A 22,164-nucleotide genomic window follows, 5' to 3' on the forward strand; every position below is an offset into this window, starting at 1 on the left:
TGTTCGAGTTTTCCCCCACGGTCCAGGATCTCCAGAAGCGCCTTTCGGCTTTCATGGAAGAGCACATCTATCCCAACGAGAAGCGCTATTACAAAGAGGCTGAAGAGCTCGGCCCGTGGAAGGTAGCGCCGTTGCTCGACGAGCTGAAACCCAAGGCGCGCGATGCCGGACTCTGGAACCTTTTTTTGCCTGAGTCTTCTCATGGCGCGGGCCTGACCAACTTCGAATACGCGCCGCTTTGCGAAATCATGGGCCGATCGCATCTGGCGCCTGAAGTCTTCAACTGTTCGGCACCCGACACCGGCAACATGGAAGTGCTGGCTCGCTATGGCACGCCCGAGCATCAGGAGCGCTGGCTGAAGCCTTTGCTGGCCGGCGAGATCCGCTCGTGCTTTGCAATGACCGAACCCGATGTTGCATCGAGCGATGCGACCAACATCGAGTCGAGCATCGTGCGCGACGGTGACGACTACGTCATCAACGGCCACAAGTGGTACACGACCAACGCGACCGACCCGCGCTGCAAGATTGCGATCTTCATGGGCAAGTCCGACCCGGACAATACCGATCGCCACAAGCAGCAATCGATGATCCTCGTGCCGCTCGACACCCCCGGCGTCACGGTGGTGCGTGCCATTGCCGTCTTCGGTTTCTACGGCGTGCCCGACCGTGCTTCCGAGGTCACTTTCGACAACGTGCGGGTGCCGGCGTCCAACATGTTGCTGGGCGAAGGCCGCGGTTTCGAGATCGCACAGGGCCGCCTCGGGCCTGGTCGCATTCACCATTGCATGCGCCTCGTCGGCCTGGCCGAGCGCATGCTCGAGAAGATGTGCAAGCGCAGCCTGTCGCGCGTGGCTTTTGGCAAGCCGATCGCGCAGCAGGGCGTGACCATCGAGCGCATCGCGCAGTCGCGCATCCTCATCGAGCAGACGCGACTGCTCACGCTCAACGCGGCGCACCGCATGGACACCGTGGGCAACAAGGTCGCCAAGGCCGACATCGCGATGATCAAGGTGGCAGCGCCGCAAATGGCCTGCCAGGTCATCGACTGGACCATTCAGGCCTTTGGCGGGGGCGGCACGAACAACGACGAAGGCATCGCGTCGGCCTATGCGACGGCGCGGCTGTTGCGGCTGGCCGACGGACCCGATGAAGTGCACCGTAACCAGATCGGCAAACTGGAACTGGCCAAGTACCGTTAATCTTCGCTCAAACCGAAGGAGACAAACATGCAACAGATTCGAATCGACGCGCCTACCGCCGTGCGGACTTCGGCTTCTTCATCGTCTGCGTCGGAGCGCGTGATGTGGCTCAACGCCGATCGCGTGCTGTACGTCGGGCTTCATGGTGAACCCTCGCTGCGCACACTCGGTGCGTTATCGATCTATGTTTCGCTGAAGCTTCCGCACAAGATCTGCATCGACGGCGGCGAGTGGAGCGAGACCGAATTTTCGGTGGTGCCGCCCGGCGTGCCGCATCGCATCGTGTGCGGTGAACGCATGATTTGCAATGTGCTGATCGAGTCGGAAACAGTGGATCTGCAAAGCTTGCCAGACTGCATTCGCACTGGCCGCGGTGCGGTGGATGCACCCGAGGCACTGCAAGCCATGCGCGATGCGCTCGATCGCTTCAAGCGCTGCCCTCTCAGGCAGTACGAACGAACTGAAGATTTCGATCGCAGCTTCTTCGGATGCGCTTTGCCCTCACGCCCGATCGATCGCCGCATTCTTGCTGTGCTGGACCGCATCAAGCGAGACCCGAACAGCCACACCTCGGCCGAAGATTGCGCAGTGGCGTCGCACCTGTCGGTGTCGCGCTTTCTGCATCTATTCAAGGCGGAAGTGGGATCGCCGTTTCGGAGTTTCCGAACCTGGCAGCGTGCGCGCAGCGTCCTCTACTACGTGACGCAAAGCGCGAACCTCGCCAACATCGCACTCGATGTCGGCTACCCGGACTCGACGCATTTCAGCCATTCGATACGGCAGGTCTACGGGCTCACGCCCAAGTCAATTTTTGCCGGCTGCCGCAAGCTCGCGCTGTACGGCAGCGGGGCCGCTGTTACTTCGCGGTAGCAGGCGTGGCTTGCTGCGCTTGCACTGCCGGCGCAGGACGCGCCATTGTCGAAAGCAAGCGGCTGTTGTACTTGGATCCACCGCTCACGTTTTGATCGGGTGCATGGGCGGTTGCGACAGCGCTTTCGTACACCGCGTCGGGGTTAGCGACCGGCTTGAAGGCTTCCGCACCGCGTGAGCCACGCGCCACGTTCTGGTTGGGCGCAGCCGCGGTGCTGACAGCTTCGGCATCGACGTCGGCGCGGTTCTTCGACGAAACATGGGTGTGCACACCGTTGTAGCCTTCAGCCTGTGCGCCGGTGATGGCGAGCAGGGAAAGTGCGGCTGCGGCGGTGATGATCTGTAGCTTGTTCATACGGTCCTCGGAAGATGTTGTTTGATTGGGTTCGCTTCGACAGCCCTTGCTGACTGCAGGTCTGTGCGATGAAGTGTCCGGGCGTCAGGGCCTTTTGAGCTCGACCAATCAGAGACACGGTGTTTCTGTGCGGGCAACAATGGATGCGGGTTTCGATGGCATTGCCGTTGCGCTTCAAACCGCGAGCGTCTTTCAGTACGCCGGTTTTCTGCATGCGGGCCTCATCGGCGGATTGCTAGATGCTGCCTGTGGTTTTGCTGCGGCGCCGACGTCGGGCCGCGCGCAAGCGCTCGCTAGGTCAGGGCCTGCGACGCTGACTCGTGCTCGGTGCGGGCAATTGCATCGGACTGGTCGCGAGCAGATCTTTGTAGAGCGCTTCGGTAGCGTTGAGCATCGTGCCGAGCGGGTGTGCGCGGCAGTATCTTTCGATCGACTGCGCCATCGACTCTGGCGGCGGCAGCGCGGCACTCGTCATGATGAAGTCGAGTCGCGCCATGTTGGCGCCCGACAGGTAGCCTTGCACCCAGTAGATCCACGGATCTTCCTTGCGCGCAGCTCGCGCTTGCAGGTACTCGTTGCAGCCTTTGACGGCAAAGCCCTGCACGTTCATTTGCTGGGCTTGCGCGCCGTTGCCGCACACGGCCAGCATCGCCGTCAGCAGGATCGTCGACAACGCCAATGCGGCCCTCGTCTTCAGCATGCGTCTCCTTGAAGTTCAATCTCAGTATCGATCATTCGCCAATTCATTCGTCATTGCCCTGGCGGCGTCGGCTTGCGTCCGGACAGTGCGAGTTGCAGCCGGTACATGCATCGCTGCCGCGACCCAGCGTGCGTCGTACATGGCGGTGAGCATGAGTCCCGACTGTTCCGGCGTGCCACGCGCGGGTGATGCCGACAGCGGTTGGCGCGTGAAGATCGATCATGCAGCCGACGACATGGTGAACTTCATCGTAGCGAGTGCAAGGCTCAGGCCATGTTCGGGCGCACGATCGGCTGCACTTTCGGCTGTATCACCATCGAAGTTCTTCTGGCGCGCCGCGCAGGGAGTCCGTCAGGTCGACTGGCATTCGCGAGCGCGCGGCAGGGTCGCCGAATACGCGCGACAGGGGTGCCACGACGATGCCCGTCGTTGCGTGCAGCGCATCGAGGTCGAGCGCCCGCAGGGTCGCGTACTCGCGCCTGCGCGATTCATCGTGGGGCGTGGACTGGCCTTGCAACCCATGCGGTGCGTCACCGAGCGACGGGTGGCACATCAGCACGTCGCCGCTGCGGCATTGCCGCAGCCATTGCGCAAAGGCGTGCCGGTAGTCGCCCTCTGTGGCCGGAAAGGGGTACACGCCGAGCAAGCACCGACTCATCGGAACGCCGTGCTGTTCCGCGAGACGCTGCAGCGCGCCACCGCCGAGCGCATGGATCACTCTCGCCTTGGCGTCGGTCTTGCCGCGCGGCAGCCATCTTGGCTCGGCAGGCGCCGTGTTGCGCAACCACGGCGGTGCCGCCCGGTACCGGCCCATCAGTTCTGCAATGAGCAGATCGCGCACACCCGGCAGTTGGTGCACGTGTCGATGCCCGTCGACGAACGCAGGCGCGCGCCCCATCCGGTCTTCGAAGCTGTTCAACTGAAAGCGGATCTCGTCGCGCAAACGGTTGCCCTGCAGCAGACCCAGATAGGCCATCGCGATGAGCGACACCAGGCTGCCGTCGCGGCCGCCCGGCGCCGATGGAAAGTCCAGGTCGAGGTGCAGTCCAATGTCGACATGCTCGGCATCGAGCTGCCGCAAATCGGGCGACCCGGCATGCCAGAACTTGCGCCGCACCATGCAGCCGATGGCGGAAATCTTGCCAAGTTCGGCAAGTTCGAGTGCCGCCGCATCGATGCCCTCGCTCAGGCCGAAGTCGTCGGCACAGATGCACAAGAAGCGTTCGTCGCTCATGACGCATCTCCAGTCGACGGGCGTGCTGGCTTGCCGAATGCGACGCAGCCCGCACTTGGACGCTGCGGGCCATCGAAGCGCCAGATGGCTGCCTCCTGGTTGTGCGCAACCGGAACAAAGCGCTGGTCGAGGAGCCAGGGCGACGTGAGAAACGAAGCCGACGAGCCGACGATCCAGGTGCGCTTCGGCATGCAGAGCACGCGCGGGAGATCTTCTCGATTTACCAGCGTGGTGGCCGCCCTGGCGGGCTCGAATCGGCCCGCGTCGCTCAACTCGTTGCGCCAGTTGTCGTGCAGCGGCAAGGCAGGATCCTGCCAGTCGCTCACGACCATGACCGTGTGCTTCAGCTTCCAGTAGAACGGGATCTCGTAGTAGTAGGCATCGAGCATCACGACCTGATCGTCTGCTGCGATGCGCTCCTCGGCGGGCAGATACAGCCGCGCGCCGGGCGGCGTGCCCAGCCGGTCTGCAACGATCACCGAAGCAACGCAGATGACGGCGGCAACGCCGGTCGTCCACTGCAGCTTAGGGCTCGTCATCCACCGCGTCGGTGTCGTGGCACGCAAGGCTCTCGCGATGAACCATGCGAGCGGTGGCAGGGCTGGGAGCACATAGCCGATGAGCTTGGATTTCGGCAGGGAGAAGAACACCACGATCACGATGAACCAGACGAGCATCAGCCAGTCGACATCGGAAAATGCGGCGCTTGCAGTGGTGGCGGCCGAGGTGTGGCCGCTGTGCCGACGCGCAACGGCTTGCCAACCTATCCAGCCGATCCACGGCAAGGTCAGCCCGACGATCACCGGCCCATAGAACCAGAACGGATGCGCGTTGTTGAACCCCGCTGCCGCGAAGCGTCTGAAGTGCTGCGTCACGACGAAGTAGTCGTAGAAAGCGGGATAGCGCACCTGCATGGCAACAAACCAGGGCGCCGCCATCGCCAGAAAAATACACCAGCCCGGCCACCAGGCGAGCATCCATGCTGCGCGAAACCGCCCGGTCACGAGGCACCACGCCAGAAAGATGGCGCCGGGAAGCACGAACCCGATCAGCCCTTTCGCCAGCACGCCCAGTGCTGCCGTTGCAAAGGCCAGGGCGAGTGCGCGGCGCCAGGCGCCACCGTGCTCTTTTGCGAGCGCCGCGTGTGCTGCGGCGAGCACGGTCGCGGCGATGCAGCCGGCCACCAGCATGTCGAGGTTGGCGAACTGCGCACCGACGTAGAAGAACGGCATCGTCAACAGCACGACCGTGGCGACCGATGCGCTCACGCCGTCGGCCCAGCGCCGCGCGAACATGAGCAACGCACTGGCGGCCAGCGTTGCGCCGAGCACCGATGGCAAACGCGCCGGCCATTCCGACACGCCGAAGACCGACATCGACGCGGCACCGATCCAGTAGAACAACGGCGGTTTGTGAAAGAACGGAAGACCATCGAGCCGCGGCACCAGCCAGTCGCCGGAGCGAATCATTTCGAGCGCAACGCCAGCGTAGCGGCCTTCGTCCGGGGCGGTGAAGCGTCGGAAGCCCGCCGTCGCCGCAAGCCATAAAAAGATGATCGCAATGGAGATGAAAGTGCTGCGCCGATTCGACTGCCTGATCGAGTTCCGAAGCGACTTCATCACTTCTTGTTGCCTCCCAGACCAGTGCCCGTGACGCTCCTGACCACGTAGAGCGGCCGACCCTTCACCTCCTCGAAAACGCGGGCAACGTACTCGCCGACGATGCCGGTCGAAATCATCTGCACGCCGATGAAGAACATCAGGCTCACCATGATGGTCGACCAGCCCGAGACAGCATCCCCGACCACGAAGTGATCGATGATCAGGAACACGCCGTACGCGAACGCAGGCACAGCCATCAACAGCCCGAAGATGCTGACCAGCCGCAGTGGCCAGGTGGTGAAAGACGTCAGTCCATCGACTGCCAGATGTACCAAGCGCAGCATGTTGAAGGTGCTGACGCCTTGCGCCCGAGGCGCCGGCGTGTAGGGCAACGGCACCGCATTGAAGCCGACCCATGCATACAAGCCCTTCATGAACCGGCTGCGCTCGGGCAGGCTCAGCAGCGCATCCACCACCTTGCGATCCATCAACCGGAAATCGCCGGCATCCTCCGGCAGTTCGAAGCGACCGGACGAGTTGACCAGCTTGTAGAAGAGCTGGCTGCCCCAGCGCTTCAGAGCGGCCTCGTCGGTGCGTGCTTCTCTCACCGCGTAGACGACATCGGCGCCGGCCGACCACTTCTCGATCATCGAGCCGATGAGCGATGGCGAATGCTGCAGATCACCGTCGAGCAGGATGACGGCGTCGCCCCGCGCTGCCTGAAGGCCTGCGGTCAACGCTGCCTCCTTGCCGAAGTTGCGTGACAGCGAGACACAGCAAAAGCCTTCGAGCTCGCACCATGCGGCAACCACCGAAGCGGTGTTGTCGGTGCTGCCATCGTCGACCACGATGATCTCCCAGCGCAGACGCGTGGCCCACAGGATCTCTTCGAGGCGGGGCAACAGCACGCGCAGATTGGCCGCCTCGTTGAAGCAGGGGATAACGCACGACACGCTGCGTGCTTCGGCTGCGTCGATGTGTTGGGGAGCCGGCGTTACGTCGGTTTTCGACGTGGCCGCGTCGATGGCGTCGATGGTGGCGTCGCGGACCAGTCTTGGCCCGACATGAATCGGCGGCCTCATGATGCCGCGGCGAGCCAGGTCGCGATCAGAGGCGAGAGCAGGGTAGCCGGTGCCGCACCGGCTACCACTGCTGCAAGGTACGGCCGCTCCGCGCGCGCATGCCAGCCGGCCCACAGCACGGCCGCGGCGCACAGCGCACTGCCCCACAACGCGAAGACACTTCCCGCAAGGAGTGCCCATGAATTGGGATCGTCACCTGCGGCGATCCATTGCAACAACGCCGTGTTGATGGCATTCGTCATCTCGAAACCTTTCGACCGAAAACAAGGGATCTGCCTGCACACGCGCGCGGACAGGAGTCGACGTCAGGCGACGTCGCTTGTCAGGTCGTCACAGGTGGGGCGGTGTGCGGCGGCTGGGTCCGCCAGAGCACAGTGGGCGGCGGCGCGCCGCTGGTGTAGGGCACGCGCTCGACGAGCGTGCGCTCGATGGGGACGAGCAGCCGGACCAGCGCGACTGCAAGCGGCAGCAGCAAGAGCACCAGTGCCATCAACACATCGAGTCCATGCGCAAAGGCATTGGGCACATCGATGTGCGCGGCGGCCGGGACATACAGCGTGGTCTCCAGCTCCTTGCTGTGATCGTCCCGATCGTCCGGCGAAAACAGCGCCATCGCTTCGACGTTGCGCACGCGAAAACCCGGCTCGTCTTCCCAGCCGTCTTGCCGGAAATGAGTGAAGAGAAAGGGCTGCAGAACGGTCAGTACGACACCCGCCAGGCACCACCACACGAAGTGTGTTGCGACAAGGCGACGAAGAAGAATGGTGGGCACGCAGAGATTCTATGAGGCACTTCCAATTAGTACCTGAACGTGCTAGTCAGCTTGGGAAATAAATTTTGCAGAGATTGCTGGTGCCGGCTTGGGCCGTCTTCAGCTGCGGCAGTTGCGCTAGATGAGCCGGTTATGCCGCGACCCCGAAAAGTGAGCCGATACCGAAGGTAATGGCCATCGCCAAACCCGCCCAGAAGGTCACGCGCCATGCCGCAGTCAGCACCGGCGCCCCGCCGGCCCGCGCCGACACCACGCCCAGCAGCGCAGAGAACGCCAGCGACGCCAGGACCACCAGCGCGATCAATAGCGCAGGCGACGCGAGCCAGGCGACCAGCAGCGGCAGCGCCGCACCGATCGAAAAGCTCGCCGCCGACGCGAGAGCAGCCTGGACCGGCCGGGCGCTCAGAGTGGTCGAGATGCCCAGCTCGTCGCGCGCGTGAGCGCCGAGCGCATCGTGTGCCATCAGCTGGCGCGCGACTTCTGCAGCGAGTGGCCTGTCGAGTCCGCGCCCGACATAGATTGCAGCGAGTTCGCGGTGTTCGGCGCTCGAATCTGCATCGATCTCGGCCATTTCCTTTTGCAGGTCGGCGGCTTCGGTGTCGGCCTGCGAGTGCACTGAAACGTATTCGCCGGCGGCCATCGACATGGCGCCCGCGACCAAGCCGGCGAGCCCGGCTACCAACACGCTGTGAGGCGTTCCGTGCGCTGCGGCAACGCCGAGGATCAGGCTCGATGTAGAGACGATGCCGTCGTTGGCGCCGAGCACTGCGGCACGCAGCCAGCCTATGCGCTCGCTCCGATGCCGTTCGTGGTGTCGAGTGAATGCTTTCATGTGCCCACCTTGTCTTTGGAGCGCAGAAACGGAAGCATCCGCTGCAACGTGCCGTCGCGTCGCAGGTAGTGATGAAACAGTGCCGCGGCGACGTGCAGACCGATCAGGTAGTAGCCGACGACGCCCAGCGTCTCGTGGATTTTTTCGATCTGGTGCGCCAGCGTCTTGTCGGGTCCGATGAGCGGAGGAAGGGTCACGCCGAAGAACGGGATCGGTTGGCCCGATGCGCTGAGCGTGAGCCAGCCGAGCACGGGCATGGCGAGCAGCAATGCATACAGCGCGAGATGCGTCACGCTCGCCACGGCGTTCTGCCAGCGAGGAATTCCCGGCAACGCTTGGGGCACAGGGCCCGACAAACGGTTTGCGACTCGCAGCACTACGACGGCGAGGACCGAAAGCCCCAGCATGTAGTGCCACATCAGCAGTGCTTGGCGCGGGTCGCTGTTTTCGGGGAAGAAGTCAGTGAGATTGATGCAGGCGTAGACCGCGATCAGCTGCAGCACGATCAGCCAGTGCAATGCGATCGATAGTGAGCCGTAGCGTCGGGCGGTGTTTCTGAGGGTCATGGATTTCGAAGCCTGAAATGAGGGGTGGAAAGGCGCGAGGCGCGCACGAATCTAACGAGGCGTTGCGAACGCGAAAGCATGGCCCGTCTTCCCAGCCGTCCTGAGAAAAGTGTGTGAAGAGGAAGGGCGCGAGACGTCGCGCCTGATTTGCCTTGGGCGCAAGCGAGCGTGATGCCTGTCGATCCAATCGATGTCACCGCTTCATTTCCATACGATCGGTGCGAAGCCGCTGTCGACTGTCGGTGACTGCGCGCGCCGCCAGGTACACGGCGCCGGCCGATGCCAGTCCGCCCGCGCCGGTCAGAAGAAAGAGCAGCAATATCTGGTACTTCACGGCCTCGATCGGGTCCATGCCGGCGAGCAGTTGGCCGGTCATGATTCCGGGCAGCGTGATGATGCCAGCGGCCGACATCTGGTTGATGATCGGAATCATGCCGCGTCGGATGGACGATCGTGTCAGTTCGCCCAGCGCCTCGCGCAGGGTGGTCCCTAACGCCAGCTGCGCTTCGATGGATTGCCGGCGATTCACGACGCCTTCGAAGAAGCTGTCGAGCCCGAGCGTTGCCGAATTCAGAACGCTGCCCAGCACGATGCCCATCAACGGAATGGCATAGCGCGGGTCGTACCAAGGCTCTGGCCGGATGGCGGTCATCAACGCCATCACAACTGTTGCCACGCTCGAGATGCCGACGACAGCAAGGCCGATGCGGTAGTTGCCATGTTGCTGCAGACGGCGCTCTGGCCGTACCGCTACTTCCCGCGCTGCTGCGCCGATCATCAGGAGCACCACGACGACAGTGACGGTCGGCGACTGCAGGCGAAAGACGACTCGCAAGAGCAGCCCCACCAGAAGCAGCTGGACGACCATTCGCGCGGCCGCCCACAGCACCTGTCGATGCAGGCGCAGCCGCAGAACCATCGAAGCAACTGCATTCGCCAGCACCAACACGGCGGCGAGCGCCACGTCGGTCAACCCAAGATGGACAGCGGTCATGACGCGCGCAGCTGCCGGTCGACGACCGCATAGTGCCGTTGCGCCACGCGATGGGCCTGGTCCCGTGAGTGCGTGACCCACAGCACCGACAAGCCCTGGTTCACATACTTCTGCAGTAACGATTCCATTGCCATCGTCGAAGTCGCATCCAGTGACGCTGTGGGTTCATCGAGCAACAGCACTTTGGGCTCGCGCGCGAGCGACCTGAGCAGCGCAAGGCGCTGACGTTCGCCGGTTGACAACCGGTCGACATCGGCATCGAGCGTTGCGTTCGGAAGCCCAAGCAGGGGCTGCAGCAGGCGCATCGCGTCGAGCATGGGCCGCGGAAAATGCGCAGCCACCTTCGGTGCCCACCAGGCCGGCTCGGCGGTTTGGTACACCACCTGGCTGCGCCACTGCGGCGCAGTCCACGAGTCGCGTTCGCGGCCGTTCAACCGGACCTCTCCGACGCCCGGGTCCAGATCGGCAACCAGGCGCATGAAGAGAGTTTTGCCCGCGCCTGAAGGGCCCATGAGCGACACACATTCGCCGCGCTCGATGTGCAGATCGAAAGGGCCGCCATGGGCCGAGCGCAAGCCGCGCACGCTCAGCTGCGGTAAAGGCAAGTCAGTCATTCCGTCTCAACTTCAGTGAACCTTAAGCAAAGCACAGCGAACATTCTGATTCGCCGAGATCGCAGTTGCCCAAAAGCTGCGCTGGCTTGCCATAGGAAACCGATTTGACTTCGACAACCCTCGTCCGTATTGCATCCATTCTCGAAAAAGATTTCCATGCCGACCCGCTGCTTGTACTGCCGTCGACTGCGCTTGCTGAACTCGGCCTGGATTCGCTGGCACTCATGGAATTCGTCTTCGCGGTGGAGGACGAGTTCGAACTTCGCATTCCTGAGGATCGCCTCGATCCACGCGAGGCGGGCATCACGTTGCAGCGCTTGTGCGAAGTGATCGACGGGTTGGTGGCCGCAAGACCAGAGCTTTCGACAAAATCCAAATGACCGACTGACGGCAGGTTCGCCGCACTCTGCATGAGCTTCTTGCTCACCGCGTGATGCGCTCCGCACGTTGCGGCAGCAGGACGACGCAAACAAGGATGAAGGCAGCCAGTGCAGCGCTGGCGGTGTAGCGGCTCATCTCGAGGCCACCGGCCGCATGGGGCTTGTCCAGCAGGTCGCCCACGGTGGCGCCCAGTGGCCGCGTCAGGATGAACGCCACCCAAAACAAGGCCGTGCGCGAAATGCGCGTCCAGAAGTAGGCCGCTCCCACGAGCGCCAAGCCGACCGCAAACACGATGGCTCCCCCTTCGTAGCCGAGTCCCAGTCCGGCAGTCGGATCGGCTGTCCAGTCGCCGAGGGCGGTGCCGAGCGTCTGTGAAAACATGATGGTTGCCCAATAGAACAATTCGGCCTTGCGCGTCGTGATAGCCGAAACGGATACAGATCCGAGCGTCCGTTGCCAGAGCGCCAGGGTCCCGATCACCAGCAACAAAAGAATCGTAGACCCGCCGAGGTATCCGATTCCCAGCGAGCGGTCGAGCAGATCAGCGAGGGTGGTTCCAACGGTCGTGGTGGCCACGATCACGCCCCAGAAAAGAAATGGATGAAACTTCGTCGTCCTGATCTGGGCGGCCACCGCGACGATGAAGACGGTCGCGAAGATGGCCGTCCCAATGAGGTAGCCGAGGTGCATCGACATCGTCACGGCGTCGCCAGCCGTTTCCCCGAGTGTCGTCGCGGCGATCTTCACCACCCAGAACCAGAAGGTGACCTCGGCAACTTTTCCGAGTTCGATGTGGGGAGGCTGGTTCATGGATGGTTCTTTGCGAGCGGTCGGCCCAAGGCTGGGCGGAACACCCAGCTTCGTCGACCTGTGCTTATGAAATCCTTAAGGCGGCGATTTCTAGCTTAAGGCGCCCTTAATGATTGGTGCGGGACCATCGTCGCCATGCTTCTTCAAAGATCGGGATGACGCTGGACAACCTGGCTGTCTTCGAGTTGATGTCCGCGGGCTCGCACGCCTCGGCGGTCACGCTCGCCTTGGCTTCTGTGCTCGCGCGTCTTGCGGACTGGAGCTTGCCTCTCGCCGCAGTGATTGCGTGGCGGCGAGGGGACAGACGGTTGCGCGTCGACTTGCTGTGTGTGCTGCTTTCAGCAGCAATAGCCTACGCAGTGGTTCTCGTCATCCGCACGAGCGTTTGTGTGCCCGGGTTGGCGAGCGCCAGCTGGACCGCCTTCTCAGGATGCTGGATGGGCCCGGGATCTCCCAACGCACAGGTCGTGCTCTGGTGGAGCGTCGCGCTGGCCTTGGTGCCGTTCGGCCGGCTCGCCTGGCTGAGTTTCCCGCTGTTGACGGTCGGGCTCGGCGCGGGCTGGAGCCTGGTGTATCTGGGGCAGGTCTTCCCGCTCGACGTGCTGAGCGCGTTTCCGGCTGCCGCGGCCGGAGCGCTCGTCACGTGGGCTCTGCGCGCTGTGGTCAGGCCGGCCTGTCATCGGCTTGTTCGTCGCTCCCTTGCATTGACTCCCTGGCGCCACGCCTGAAGGTCGATCCCCGATACTGCGACCATGCGACTGCTCGTTGTTGAAGACGACCCGATGATTGGACGAGCGATACGTCAGGGACTCGTCGCGGCCGGCTATGCGGTCGACTGGGCGGAGGACGGGCGGATCGCGGAGCTCGCGCTGGCCAACGGTGTCTACGACCTGGTGGTGCTCGATCTGGGTCTCCCCGCGCGCGACGGCATGACGGTGCTCGAAGAACTCCGTCGCTCTGGCAACCATGTTCCGGTCATCATCGTGACGGCCAGGGACGCCGTGGATCAGCGCATTGCCGGACTCAATGCGGGCGCCGACGACTACCTGTTGAAGCCTTTCGATCTGGATGAATTAATCGCTCGCGTGCGTGCGCTGTTGCGGCGGCGCGCCGGCGTCGGCTCGTCGCTTTTGACGGCAGGTGCCTTGAGTCTGGACACCGTGCGAAAGTCGGTCACGAAGGAGGGCGCTCCTGTGTCGTTGTCGGTGCGGGAGTTCGCTTTGCTCGAGGTCCTGATGCAGCAGCCCGGAGCGGTGCTCTCGCGCGAGAAACTCGAGGAATCCATCTACGGATGGGACGACGATATCGGCAGCAACGCGATCGAGGTGCACCTGCACAACCTTCGCAAGAAGCTTGGCGCACAGGCCATCGTGAACGTGCGTGGCGTTGGCTACAGGTTGGCGGAGTAGCTCGGTGAGATCACTGCGTGGCGACCTGATGAAGTGGCTGCTCGGGGCATTGGGCTTCGGCTCGCTCGTGCTCGTGATGGTCGCGTACGTCGTGACGCTCGGCGAAATGAACGAGGTGCTGGACGAGAACCTGAGAGAGGTCGCCGAGGCGGTGGCGCAGTACCACGCGAGCGCGCAGGTGACGGCCAAGCCGCGGCCCGCGATGCCAGGCGGCCAAAGCGACGATGACGGCGACCTGGTGAGCCTGGTCTGGCAACGTGACGGCACACCCGTTTTTTCTTCCAATCCGCGCTTCGCCTTGCGTTTCACGGATGTGCCAGGGCCGGGTCGTTTCGAGGTCGCTGGCGAGGAATGGCGGACCTACACCGTGGTGCTGACCGACACCGTGGTGCAAGCGGCGCAGCGTACGACCGCGCGTCACCAGATGGCCGTTGAATCGGCGTCGAAACTCTTCATTCCGTTGGTTGCGTTGATCATCTTGCTCGCCGGACTCATCGTTGTCGCGCTGCGGCGTGGCATGCGTCCATTGGACGAAGCCACCGGCCAGATCGCGCGTCGCAGCGCGCTCAGTCTGGAGCCGATCGCCAGCGAAAACATGCCACGCGAGATGCAGCCGTTGGTCGCCGCGTTCAACGAACTGATGCAGCGGCTGTCCAATGCCTTTTCGATGCAGCGTCGCTTCGTGGCGGATGCTGCGCATGAACTTCGCTCGCCCGTCACGGCGCTGCGGCTGCAGCTCACCTTGCTGGACCGCGCCGCCGATGCTGCGGGGCGCCTCGCCGCGTCCGCTGACCTCCGGCTGGGCATCGAACGCTCCGAGCGTCTGGTCGAGCAACTGCTGCAGCTTTCACGTGCCCAACCCGATGTGGACCTGCACCATGTCGAGCGTCTGAGTCTCGGCGATCTGGTGCGCTCCGTCGTCGCAGAATTCCATCGTGAGGCCGTGGCTCGCGGCATCGACCTCGGCGCGTCGACGACCGAAGGCATCTCTGTGGATGGCGACGCCATGCAGCTGAGAGTCTTGCTCAACAATCTGGTGCGAAACGCCTTGCGGTACTCACCCGACGGCAGCCGTGTCGATGTCGTCTCGGCCGTCGAAGAGGGGCGGCCGGTGCTGCGGGTGATCGACAACGGTCCTGGTATTCCGGCGGCTGACCGAGACCACGTCTTCGAGCGCTTTCGTCGCGGCAGTGCATCGCATGTGCGCAAAGGCGATCCCGCGGGCAGCGGCCTGGGCCTGGCCATCGTGCATGCCATCGCGCAACGCCATGGCGCCATCGTGAGTCTGTACTCCAGCCCGGAGGCGGCGCCGGGCCTCGAGGTCCGGGTCATGTTCGGTTAGCCGCTTGTCGCGCCCTCAATGTTGCGCGTCGTTCGCCTTGAGTTCGAGGTAGGTCGCTCGATCGATCTCGTGCAGCTGCCGCGGATACTTCTCAGTGGCTGAGAACCATGCATTGCGCGCGCTTTGGGCGTCCTTGCCTGCATTGACGTGCGCGTCCACCGCCAGAAAGTAGCGCATCGCATTGCGCTCGACGAGCCCGTGCGTGCCGTGGACATAGTCTGGTGTGCCTTCAGGTGTCTGTCCAACGACGGTGAAGCCGACCTTCGATCTCCCGAACGTCGCAAGGTAGGCCTGCAGGGCAGTGTGGGCCATGAAGTTCTCTTCGTATGCATACGAGAAATGCAGAAAGCTGTGGGACGCATCGGCGGGCACGGCCTCCACCACGATGCGGTAGTTGCTCGTGCCCAAAGGTCCGGACGATGCGCCGAGACTCACCTCCAGATGCTGCGAGGTGTTGTCGATGAGCTTGAACGCAAACGGGAGGTGAAATGAGTTCTCTACAGGCTGGTCGTACTTCCGCACGACGCTCAGCGTGATCTCGTCGCCAGAGGCGCCGTTTGACACAGTGCACTTGCGGTTGTTGATATGCAGCAGCATGGCTTCGCACCACTGAAACGGTGTCCCAAGCGCCTGCGCGAGCATGGGCAAGGGCTGATCGACGATCGCATAGACGTCGCCCTTGAGTCCGTTGGACGTGTCGCTTGACTTGAGCAGCATGGGCCGCTTAAAGGACGAGCTGGCCAAGTCGGCCCGCATCAAACCCAGCAAGGTCGAAAGACGCGCCCCATCGGAGGCACTAACCGGTAGAGCCAAGGCGCAGATCGCGCACGCGGCAATGGCACCGCGCCAGCGTCGCATCGGTGTGCGGTCTAAAACGGGGCCAGTTCGACACAGGAACGCAAGGACTCGCATTGAAAGCAAAAAAAGGGACAGACGTGAGAAGACATTAGTGTCGGAAGCTTCGGCTTAAGGAACACTTAATCTGCCCACCGTGTCTCATCCATGCTCTGCTTCCACAACGAGCAGCCGGACAGATACAGAGCATCCTGTCCCACGACGACAAGGGAGGTTAGAGAGCACGCTCCGTTTTCGACACTTAGAGGAAAAAAGAATGGACGTTGAATCCGATCGCATGTCGAGTGAGCGACTCCATCGTCATTTGGCAGCGTTCAATGTGAGTCGATTGGAGCCGGGTCTGCCGTCATCGAACTGGGAGGACGACCTCCATCGGGAATACGCGCATCGCGTCACGGAAGGGCGTGATCTTGAAACACTGCGCCTTGCAGTCGAACCGCTAGGTTTCGAATCCGCAGGTGACAGTGACCACTTTGTTCGTTGGTTCGAGAATCTTGCTGTCGTAGGTCCCGGGCAAGGACATCCGCTTTTCGCCTGGCTTGCGGAAAAGGCCGACCTTGCGCAAATGCGATGGTTCCTCACGCAGGAAGCGTCTGGCGAGGCGGGATTCGAAGACCTGCTTGCCTACGCGCAGGTGAAGCTGCCGCCTCGAGCCAAGCTGGAGTGCGCCCGCAACTTCTGGGATGAAATGGGCCACGGCAAGCAAGGCGCCATGCACAGTCAAATGCTGGACAACATGGTGAACGAACTCGGTCTTCAACCCGCCGTTGCCACGACCGTTTGGGAATCCCTTGCGCTGGCCAACACGATGGTCGGTCTTGCGACCACGCGCCGCTATGCGTACCACGCGCTCGGCGCGCTCGGGGTCATCGAACTGACTGCGCCGGGTCGCGTGAAGCAGGTGGCAGCTGGCATGCGGCGTCTCGGATTGAGCGGCCACACCCGCGCCTATTTCGATTTGCATGCAGCGCTGGACATCTCGCACGCAAAGGCGTGGATTCGCGAAGTCATCCGTCCGTTAGTTGAGGCCAACCCGGCGTGCGCGCAGGCGCTGGCTGAGGGTGGATTGATGCGGCTTCGGTGCGGCGAGCGTTGCTTCGAGCGCTATTTTGAAGACTTGCGTTGTGACAAGCAGGCTGGCCACGCGCCTGCCGTTGGGCTTGCCCTGTGCTGAGCACCATAAGCGCAGCGGCTGTGCTGCGTCTGGTTGCGGACAGAGGCTACCGTTTTACCGCGGTCACACCACTCACCCATCAACGCGTGAAAGACAAACGTGGCGCGGATCCCGGCCAGACCCTGCGGGACGTCTTCGGTTGGAACACGCCGTTCTCGGCGCGAGCGCTGCCTCCGGCGCTTTTCAGCGAGATGGCCCGCGCAGGCCTGCTGCAGCCGGTGGGGTCGCTCTGGCGCAGTACCCTCCGCATCGCCAGCATCGACGACGATTTGTTCCTGCACTCGGCTTACCCCACTGTCGGGGCAGATGCTGTGTTCTTTGGCCCCGACACCTACCGGTTTGCCCGCTTCATGAAACAGGCGCTGGGTCAGCGTGTTGCGACCATGTGCCGTGGCACGCTCGTGCGCGTATTGGACATTGGTTGTGGCAGCGGTGCCGGGGGCATTGTGGTGTCGCGTGCGTTGGCGGCAGCGGGCATGACATCGACGTTGACCATGAACGACATCAATCCGGCCGCATTGGCTCTCACCGCCGCAAATGCAGAGGTTGCCGGCGTCGCGGTGACGCTGGCGCTCGGCGATGCGCTGTCGGCGGTTGAAGGTAATTTCGACCTGATCGTGTGCAACCCGCCGTACCTGGACGACGAAGGACAGCGAAGCTACCGTCATGGCGGCGCAAATCTTGGCCGCGCGCTCGGGCTGCGCATCGCGGCGGCCGCGCTGCAGCGGTTGGCGCCTGGCGGGCAGTTGCTCTTCTATACCGGGGTGGCCATGGTCGACGGTGAGGACCCCTTCCTGGCTGAGATGGTTCCATTGCTCACGGCGGCCCGCTGCGACTGGCGTTACGAGGAAATCGACCCCGACGTATTTGGCGAAGAAATCGAGCGACCAATTTATGCGCACATCGACCGCGTTGCGGCCGTCGGCCTGGTCGCCACGTGCCCGTTCGAGCAGGCCAATTGAGGCGCGCAATTGCCACTGAGCATGCGCCGATGAATGGCGGAGATGCGCGCGTCGCTGGGACGTCGGAGTGCAGTTTGCTCGAGCGCATGCCCAAATGGCTTATCTGCGTGCCTATCGTTGCGCAGTGGCTCTGGCTGTCGTTTCGGTACGGCAGCGCTACGCTGCCCTCGGCCGCCAATCCGAACATCACCGCAGGTGGTCTGGTCGGCGAAGGCAAGCTCGAGTACTTCAAAGGCATGGGGCCGTTAGCGAGATCCGTCATCGCCCCGCACTGCGCGGTGTTCAACGACGGTGCGCTCTCGGAGTCGTCGTTGGCGATCGCAATGAAGAGAGCCGGCTTGGCCTTTCCGATCGTGGTCAAGCCGGACCTTGGGTTGTGTGGTTATGGCGTTCAGCTGCTTGAAGACATGACTGCGCTAAGGACCTATCTTTCGCGATTTCCCATCGGAGAAACCGCCGTGCTTCAGCGCTACTTGCCGCAAAAGGGCGAGGCAGGCATTTTTTATGCGCGCGATCCCCTCAGTGACAGCGGCCGCGTGATCGGCTTGGCACTGCGTTATTTTCCTTGTGTGATTGGGGATGGGTACAGCACTGTGGCAGAGCTGATCGCGGCGGATCCACGTGCACAACGGGTCAGATCTTCGCCGCGACATGTATGTCCCGTGCCGCTGACGGCGGTGCCATGCGCTGGTGAAGAGGTGCGTCTGGCGACCATCGGGTCGACTCGTGTGGGCGGACTGTATCGCGACGGTGCAGCGCACATCACGCAGCAACTCACGAAAGCCATCGATGCGGTGGCCCGCGACATGCCCGAATTTCACTTCGGACGCTTCGACGTGCGATTCGACAACTTGGAGGAACTCTCTGCCGGGCGTGGTTTTACCGTCATGGAGATCAACGGCGCAGGATCAGAAGCGATCGAGGCATGGGACCCCGGCACGGATGTGCTGCAAGGGTTTCGCATGATATTTGCGAAGCAACGACTTTTGTTTGCGATTGGCGCTGCGCAGCGCAATGCCGGAACACGGCCGATCGGCCTGTTGGAACTTGCAAGACTCAACCGGCGCCAGATCCGACTGATCAGGCTCTATCCGCCTTCTAATTGAGTGCCGAGTGCCGACCCACGCCACCTTGATCACACAGTGGGCCGACTCCGAAGCCGAAGTTCGCGAGGCTCAGCGCCTACGGTATCTGGTGTTTGCACAGGAAATGGGCGCGCGCCTCACACCACCCGCGGGCACTCCGTCCGGAGTCGACGCGGATCGATTCGATCCTTACTGCGACCACCTGCTTGTGCGTGCAGTTGGTTCCGACCACGCCTCAGGGCTGCTCATCGGAACCTACCGCGTGCTGACGCCAATGGCCGCTGAACGCGCCGGCGGTTTCTACACTGACACTGAGTTCGACCTCGCACCGTTGCAAGCGCTGCGCAGTCGCGCAGTAGAACTTGGCCGCTCGTGTGTGCATCCGGCCTGGCGATCTGGAGCCGTGATCATGGCCTTGTGGACTGCGCTGGGACACTACATGGTCAGGCGCGGACTGGACACCATGATCGGTTGCGCCAGCATTGGCCTCGATGATCACGGCGCGACGGCCAGCCGGCTGTGGCGCCGTCTGTGTCATACCCATCTGGTCGAGCAGCAATGGCGAGTCCAGCCGCGCGTTCCCTTGCCGCTTGCCGCTGCAAACGACGGCGATCACAGTGACGCGCCCTGCGATGCGCCGCCACTGATCAAAGGGTATCTGAGATGCGGGGCCCGTCTGCTCGGCCCTCCCGCGTTCGACGTGAAGTTCAATACCGCGGACCTGCCTCTGATCCTGCGAATGGACGACGTGACGTCGAAGTATCGCCGGCACTTTTTCGACATGACTACAAGTGCGGCCTTGTGAAAAAGCGGGTGCTGCTGCCAGTGTTGCTGGCGCAATTTTTCAGCTCACTCGCGGACAACGCACTGCTGACAGTTGCCATTGCGCTACTCATTTCGCGAAGTGCACCGGACTGGATGACACCGGCGCTCCGCGTAGCTTTCTATGCTTCTTATGTGTTGCTCGCGGCTTTTGCTGGCGCAGTGTCGGATGCCGCCCCAAAAGGCCAGGTCATGCTGATCACCAATCTGGTCAAACTCGGTGGCTGCGGACTTTTGGCTTGGGGCGTACAGCCGCTGCTTTGCTATGCGCTGGTGGGCCTTGGGGCCGCCGGCTATGGACCGGCCAAATACGGCATCCTGCCTGAATTGTTGTTGCCTGAAGATCTGGTTGCGGCGAATGGCTGGATCGAGGCGACTACGGTCGTATCGATCGTGGCCGGTCTGGCACTGGGCGGTGTGCTGGTCGAGACGGCAAGCGCGTTACCGGTCATCGCCGCAATTTTCCTGGCCTCCGCGATCGTCACGGTCTTGATTCCGCGAAGCCACGCCCGAAATCGCGCAGCGCTGGCAAATCCGCGCCAACTGATTTTGTGTTTTGTCGATGCACTTGCCCTGCTGTGGCACGACCGGCAAGCACGCACCTCGCTGGCCGTCACCAGCCTGTTTTGGGCGGCGGCGGCAGTACTTCAATTCATGGTGTTGCGCTGGGCTGGCGAACGACTAGGACTGCCCCTTTCACGAGCCGCCTTGTTGCAACTCGCCGTAGCGATCGGAATGGTGGCTGGAGCCATTGGAGCGGCACGTTTCGTAACTCTGAAGCGAGCGATGCGCACACTGCCACTCGGCGTGCTGCTCGGGGCACTGGTCACCCTCATGGCGTTCGCGACAGACGTCACTGTCGCTTTCGGATTGCTGTTGCTGATCGGAGCCTTGGCTGGGTTGCTGCTGGTGCCAATGAATGCCGTGCTGCAGAGCCGCGGCTTGCTGCTAATGCAACCTGGCCAATCGATCGCAGCCCAAAATTTCTATGAGAGCCTGGCGTCGTTGTTGATGCTCGGGCTCTACGGGCTGCTGGTTGCGATGCAACTGCCTCTCATCGGCATATTGGTGGGCTTCGGCGCATTGTTGATGGTGGCGTCGGCCTGCGTGGTTTTCGCCGGCGCCTAATCTAGCTGCGCTGTTCGCTAACGCACATGGCCGTGCCTGCGTTCAGGCGTAGCAGGCCCGTGGCGCCGCGTCCAAATTCGCGAGCACGAATAACTGTCGCTTTGGTGAACGTGGCGGGGAGCGGAGGATTCGACGCTTAGACGTCGGCTGCGACGCATCACGATGTGCCGCTGTCTACACGGTGGCAACACGAGCCCGCAAAAGCAAAAGCCCGCTACCAAATTGATAGCGGGCTTTCCTTGACTGCATTGGTGCCGGAGAGATGAATCGAACACCCGACCTTCTCATTACGAATGAGCTGCTCTACCGACTGAGCTACACCGGCTTAGCCTTCGATTATAGCGGGTCGTGGTAGCGGGTCAGGCGCTCGACTTCGTTTTTCGAACCCAGGGCCACAGCTACGCGCTCGTGCAGTTTGGTGGGCTGCAATCCGAGAATTCGCTCGCGGCCGTTGGTGGCGGCACCGCCGGCCTGCTCGACCAGCCAGCTCATTGGGTTGGCCTCGTACATGAGGCGCAACTTGCCGGGCTTGCCGGGTTCGCGCTTGTCCCACGGGTACATGAAGACGCCGCCGCGCATCAGGATGCGGTGCACGTCGGTCACCATGCTGGCGATCCAACGCATGTTGAAATCTTTTCCGCGTGGGCCTTCGGTGCCGGCCAGCATCTCGTCGATGTAGTGCTTGACCGGGGCATCCCAGTGGCGCATGTTGCTCATGTTGATCGAGAACTCCTGGGTGTCTTCAGGGATGCGCAGGTTCTCTTGCGTGAGCACGAACGAGCCTTGCTCGCGGTCGAGCGTGAACATCGCGACGCCATCGCCGACCGTCAACACCAGCGTGGTCTGTGGGCCGTAGATGCAGTAGCCCGCAGCCACCTGGTTCTCGCCCGGCTGCAAGAAGTCGGACTCCTGCACGCCGTGCTCGCCTTCGGGCTTTTTCAGCACGCTGAAGATGGTGCCGATGCTGACGTTGACGTCGATGTTGCTGGAGCCGTCGAGCGGGTCGAACAGCAGCAGGTATTCGCCTTGCGGATAGCGATTGGGCACCACGTAGATGCTGTCCATCTCTTCACTGGCCATGGCCGCCAGATGGCCGCCCCATTCGTTGGCTTCGATCAGCACTTCGTTGGCGATGATGTCCAGCTTCTTCTGGATCTCGCCTTGCACGTTCTCGCTTTCGGCCGAACCCATGATGCTGTTTTCACCGCCGAGCTGGCCCTTGTTGACGGCCAAGCTGATGCTCTTGCAGGCGCGCGCCACGACTTCGAGCAGCAGCCGCAGTTGCGCTGGAATCTTTCCGTCGACGCGCTGCTGTTCGACCAGATAGCGGGTAAGTGAAATGTTCTGTGCCATGAATGCTTCTTTAAAACTTGG

General features: G+C 62.6%; 25 protein-coding genes and 1 tRNA gene. 11 read left to right on the top strand and 15 right to left on the bottom strand.

What is annotated here, in order from left to right; genetic code table 11:
- The first annotated feature begins 53 nt into the window (after nucleotides 1-53).
- Nucleotides 54-1,202 (top strand): acyl-CoA dehydrogenase family protein, encoded by a 1,149-nt coding sequence (locus H7F36_RS11435; RefSeq protein ID WP_187054926.1) that lies wholly within the window; start codon nucleotides 54-56, stop codon nucleotides 1,200-1,202.
- A 27-nt stretch (nucleotides 1,203-1,229) separates the two neighbouring features.
- Complete coding sequence (locus H7F36_RS11440; protein ID WP_261802242.1) at nucleotides 1,230-2,072, top strand: helix-turn-helix domain-containing protein; 843 nt, start codon at nucleotides 1,230-1,232, stop codon at nucleotides 2,070-2,072.
- Here the strand turns inward: H7F36_RS11440 and H7F36_RS11445 are convergent.
- The 11 genes from H7F36_RS11445 to H7F36_RS11495 all read right to left on the bottom strand — a co-directional run bounded on the left by H7F36_RS11445 (nucleotide 2,059) and on the right by H7F36_RS11495 (nucleotide 10,822).
- Nucleotides 2,059-2,427, bottom strand: a complete 369-nt coding sequence (locus H7F36_RS11445; RefSeq protein WP_187050950.1) for a DUF4148 domain-containing protein — start codon at nucleotides 2,425-2,427, stop codon at nucleotides 2,059-2,061. The genes H7F36_RS11440 and H7F36_RS11445 overlap by 14 nt on opposite strands.
- Before the next feature lie 298 nt (nucleotides 2,428-2,725).
- A complete protein-coding gene (locus H7F36_RS11450; protein WP_187050951.1) occupies nucleotides 2,726-3,127 on the bottom strand; it encodes a hypothetical protein in 402 nt (133 codons plus the stop codon).
- Nucleotides 3,128-3,437: 310 nt separating this feature from the next.
- Entirely contained in the window at nucleotides 3,438-4,361 is a 924-nt protein-coding gene (locus H7F36_RS11455) for a ChbG/HpnK family deacetylase (protein ID WP_187050952.1), read from the bottom strand.
- On the bottom strand, nucleotides 4,358-5,980 hold the full coding sequence (locus H7F36_RS11460; protein ID WP_187050953.1) for an ArnT family glycosyltransferase: 1,623 nt from the start codon (nucleotides 5,978-5,980) through the stop codon (nucleotides 4,358-4,360). Before H7F36_RS11460 ends, H7F36_RS11455 begins: the two co-directional genes overlap by 4 nt.
- Nucleotides 5,980-7,044 (bottom strand): glycosyltransferase family 2 protein, encoded by a 1,065-nt coding sequence (locus H7F36_RS11465; protein WP_187050954.1) that lies wholly within the window; start codon nucleotides 7,042-7,044, stop codon nucleotides 5,980-5,982. Before H7F36_RS11465 ends, H7F36_RS11460 begins: the two co-directional genes overlap by 1 nt.
- A complete protein-coding gene (locus H7F36_RS11470) occupies nucleotides 7,041-7,286 on the bottom strand; it encodes a hypothetical protein (RefSeq protein ID WP_187050955.1) in 246 nt (81 codons plus the stop codon). Before H7F36_RS11470 ends, H7F36_RS11465 begins: the two co-directional genes overlap by 4 nt.
- 80 nt (nucleotides 7,287-7,366) lie before the next feature.
- Nucleotides 7,367-7,816, bottom strand: a complete 450-nt coding sequence (locus H7F36_RS11475; protein WP_187050956.1) for a hypothetical protein — start codon at nucleotides 7,814-7,816, stop codon at nucleotides 7,367-7,369.
- 130 nt (nucleotides 7,817-7,946) lie between these two features.
- Nucleotides 7,947-8,648, bottom strand: coding sequence for a VIT family protein (locus H7F36_RS11480; RefSeq protein WP_187050957.1), 702 nt, complete (start codon nucleotides 8,646-8,648; stop codon nucleotides 7,947-7,949).
- Entirely contained in the window at nucleotides 8,645-9,214 is a 570-nt protein-coding gene (locus tag H7F36_RS11485) for a cytochrome b (RefSeq protein WP_187050958.1), read from the bottom strand. Before H7F36_RS11485 ends, H7F36_RS11480 begins: the two co-directional genes overlap by 4 nt.
- Before the next feature lie 193 nt (nucleotides 9,215-9,407).
- Entirely contained in the window at nucleotides 9,408-10,208 is an 801-nt protein-coding gene (locus H7F36_RS11490) for an ABC transporter permease (protein ID WP_187050959.1), read from the bottom strand.
- On the bottom strand, nucleotides 10,205-10,822 hold the full coding sequence (locus H7F36_RS11495; protein WP_187050960.1) for an ATP-binding cassette domain-containing protein: 618 nt from the start codon (nucleotides 10,820-10,822) through the stop codon (nucleotides 10,205-10,207). Before H7F36_RS11495 ends, H7F36_RS11490 begins: the two co-directional genes overlap by 4 nt.
- Before the next feature lie 104 nt (nucleotides 10,823-10,926).
- Between H7F36_RS11495 and H7F36_RS11500 the strand changes: the two genes are divergently transcribed.
- The gene (locus tag H7F36_RS11500; RefSeq protein WP_187050961.1) at nucleotides 10,927-11,202 is read left to right on the top strand and encodes a phosphopantetheine-binding protein; all 276 of its coding nucleotides are present in this window, start codon (nucleotides 10,927-10,929) and stop codon (nucleotides 11,200-11,202) included.
- Between the two features lie 43 nt (nucleotides 11,203-11,245).
- Here the strand turns inward: H7F36_RS11500 and H7F36_RS11505 are convergent, their stop codons facing one another.
- A complete protein-coding gene (locus tag H7F36_RS11505; RefSeq protein WP_187050962.1) occupies nucleotides 11,246-12,013 on the bottom strand; it encodes a hypothetical protein in 768 nt (255 codons plus the stop codon).
- A gap of 155 nt (nucleotides 12,014-12,168) precedes the next feature.
- Between H7F36_RS11505 and H7F36_RS11510 the strand changes: the two genes are divergently transcribed.
- The 3 genes from H7F36_RS11510 to H7F36_RS11520 are packed head-to-tail and all read left to right on the top strand — an operon-like array spanning nucleotide 12,169 to nucleotide 14,764.
- Nucleotides 12,169-12,741: a hypothetical protein gene (locus tag H7F36_RS11510; RefSeq protein WP_187050963.1), complete on the top strand. Its 573-nt coding sequence runs from the start codon at nucleotides 12,169-12,171 to the stop codon at nucleotides 12,739-12,741.
- 24 nt (nucleotides 12,742-12,765) lie between these two features.
- Nucleotides 12,766-13,422, top strand: a complete 657-nt coding sequence (locus H7F36_RS11515; protein WP_187050964.1) for a response regulator — start codon at nucleotides 12,766-12,768, stop codon at nucleotides 13,420-13,422.
- 4 nt (nucleotides 13,423-13,426) lie between these two features.
- A complete protein-coding gene (locus H7F36_RS11520; RefSeq protein ID WP_187050965.1) occupies nucleotides 13,427-14,764 on the top strand; it encodes an ATP-binding protein in 1,338 nt (445 codons plus the stop codon).
- Nucleotides 14,765-14,779: 15 nt separating this feature from the next.
- On the opposite strand, the gene H7F36_RS11525 is transcribed toward H7F36_RS11520, so the two are convergent.
- Nucleotides 14,780-15,481, bottom strand: coding sequence for a hypothetical protein (locus tag H7F36_RS11525; protein ID WP_187050966.1), 702 nt, complete (start codon nucleotides 15,479-15,481; stop codon nucleotides 14,780-14,782).
- A 394-nt stretch (nucleotides 15,482-15,875) separates the two neighbouring features.
- Between H7F36_RS11525 and H7F36_RS11530 the strand changes: the two genes are divergently transcribed.
- From H7F36_RS11530 to lplT, 5 genes are all read left to right on the top strand, one after another.
- The gene (locus H7F36_RS11530) at nucleotides 15,876-16,793 is read left to right on the top strand and encodes an iron-containing redox enzyme family protein (RefSeq protein WP_187050967.1); all 918 of its coding nucleotides are present in this window, start codon (nucleotides 15,876-15,878) and stop codon (nucleotides 16,791-16,793) included.
- A gap of 20 nt (nucleotides 16,794-16,813) precedes the next feature.
- On the top strand, nucleotides 16,814-17,755 hold the full coding sequence (locus H7F36_RS11535) for a methyltransferase (protein ID WP_187050968.1): 942 nt from the start codon (nucleotides 16,814-16,816) through the stop codon (nucleotides 17,753-17,755).
- Nucleotides 17,756-17,829: 74 nt separating this feature from the next.
- On the top strand, nucleotides 17,830-18,861 hold the full coding sequence (locus H7F36_RS11540; RefSeq protein ID WP_261802243.1) for a hypothetical protein: 1,032 nt from the start codon (nucleotides 17,830-17,832) through the stop codon (nucleotides 18,859-18,861).
- 7 nt (nucleotides 18,862-18,868) lie between these two features.
- Nucleotides 18,869-19,645: a GNAT family N-acetyltransferase gene (locus H7F36_RS11545; protein WP_261802244.1), complete on the top strand. Its 777-nt coding sequence runs from the start codon at nucleotides 18,869-18,871 to the stop codon at nucleotides 19,643-19,645.
- Nucleotides 19,646-19,665: 20 nt separating this feature from the next.
- Nucleotides 19,666-20,790 (top strand): lysophospholipid transporter LplT, encoded by a 1,125-nt coding sequence (gene lplT / locus H7F36_RS11550; RefSeq protein WP_261802642.1) that lies wholly within the window; start codon nucleotides 19,666-19,668, stop codon nucleotides 20,788-20,790.
- Between the two features lie 249 nt (nucleotides 20,791-21,039).
- Here lplT and H7F36_RS11555 read toward each other — a convergent pair.
- Together H7F36_RS11555 and H7F36_RS11560 are read right to left on the bottom strand one after the other, a co-directional pair.
- Nucleotides 21,040-21,115, bottom strand: a tRNA-Thr gene (locus tag H7F36_RS11555).
- 11 nt (nucleotides 21,116-21,126) lie between these two features.
- On the bottom strand, nucleotides 21,127-22,143 hold the full coding sequence (locus tag H7F36_RS11560; protein WP_187050971.1) for a class 1 fructose-bisphosphatase: 1,017 nt from the start codon (nucleotides 22,141-22,143) through the stop codon (nucleotides 21,127-21,129).
- Nucleotides 22,144-22,164 lie beyond the last annotated feature (21 nt).

It is taken from the genome of Variovorax sp. PAMC28562 (assembly GCF_014303735.1).
In the GTDB taxonomy this organism is placed as follows: Bacteria; Pseudomonadota; Gammaproteobacteria; order Burkholderiales; family Burkholderiaceae_C; genus Variovorax.

Excerpts from the sequence above, each read along its gene's own strand:
- H7F36_RS11485 (WP_187050958.1), bottom strand. The coding sequence starts at position 9,214 with ATGACCCTCAGAAACACCGCCCGACGCTACGGCTCACTATCGATCGCA.
- H7F36_RS11505 (WP_187050962.1), bottom strand. The coding sequence starts at position 12,013 with ATGAACCAGCCTCCCCACATCGAACTCGGAAAAGTTGCCGAGGTCACC.
- H7F36_RS11460 (WP_187050953.1), bottom strand. The coding sequence starts at position 5,980 with ATGAAGTCGCTTCGGAACTCGATCAGGCAGTCGAATCGGCGCAGCACT.
- H7F36_RS11515 (WP_187050964.1), top strand. The coding sequence starts at position 12,766 with ATGCGACTGCTCGTTGTTGAAGACGACCCGATGATTGGACGAGCGATA.
- H7F36_RS11510 (WP_187050963.1), top strand. The coding sequence starts at position 12,169 with ATGACGCTGGACAACCTGGCTGTCTTCGAGTTGATGTCCGCGGGCTCG.
- H7F36_RS11480 (WP_187050957.1), bottom strand. The coding sequence starts at position 8,648 with ATGAAAGCATTCACTCGACACCACGAACGGCATCGGAGCGAGCGCATA.
- H7F36_RS11525 (WP_187050966.1), bottom strand. The coding sequence starts at position 15,481 with ATGCTGCTCAAGTCAAGCGACACGTCCAACGGACTCAAGGGCGACGTC.
- H7F36_RS11495 (WP_187050960.1), bottom strand. The coding sequence starts at position 10,822 with ATGACTGACTTGCCTTTACCGCAGCTGAGCGTGCGCGGCTTGCGCTCG.
- H7F36_RS11490 (WP_187050959.1), bottom strand. The coding sequence starts at position 10,208 with ATGACCGCTGTCCATCTTGGGTTGACCGACGTGGCGCTCGCCGCCGTG.
- H7F36_RS11440 (WP_261802242.1), top strand. The coding sequence starts at position 1,230 with ATGCAACAGATTCGAATCGACGCGCCTACCGCCGTGCGGACTTCGGCT.
- H7F36_RS11435 (WP_187054926.1), top strand. The coding sequence starts at position 54 with ATGGAAGAGCACATCTATCCCAACGAGAAGCGCTATTACAAAGAGGCT.
- H7F36_RS11470 (WP_187050955.1), bottom strand. The coding sequence starts at position 7,286 with ATGACGAATGCCATCAACACGGCGTTGTTGCAATGGATCGCCGCAGGT.
- H7F36_RS11530 (WP_187050967.1), top strand. The coding sequence starts at position 15,876 with ATGGACGTTGAATCCGATCGCATGTCGAGTGAGCGACTCCATCGTCAT.
- H7F36_RS11560 (WP_187050971.1), bottom strand. The coding sequence starts at position 22,143 with ATGGCACAGAACATTTCACTTACCCGCTATCTGGTCGAACAGCAGCGC.
- H7F36_RS11455 (WP_187050952.1), bottom strand. The coding sequence starts at position 4,361 with ATGAGCGACGAACGCTTCTTGTGCATCTGTGCCGACGACTTCGGCCTG.
- H7F36_RS11450 (WP_187050951.1), bottom strand. The coding sequence starts at position 3,127 with ATGCTGAAGACGAGGGCCGCATTGGCGTTGTCGACGATCCTGCTGACG.
- H7F36_RS11445 (WP_187050950.1), bottom strand. The coding sequence starts at position 2,427 with ATGAACAAGCTACAGATCATCACCGCCGCAGCCGCACTTTCCCTGCTC.
- H7F36_RS11465 (WP_187050954.1), bottom strand. The coding sequence starts at position 7,044 with ATGAGGCCGCCGATTCATGTCGGGCCAAGACTGGTCCGCGACGCCACC.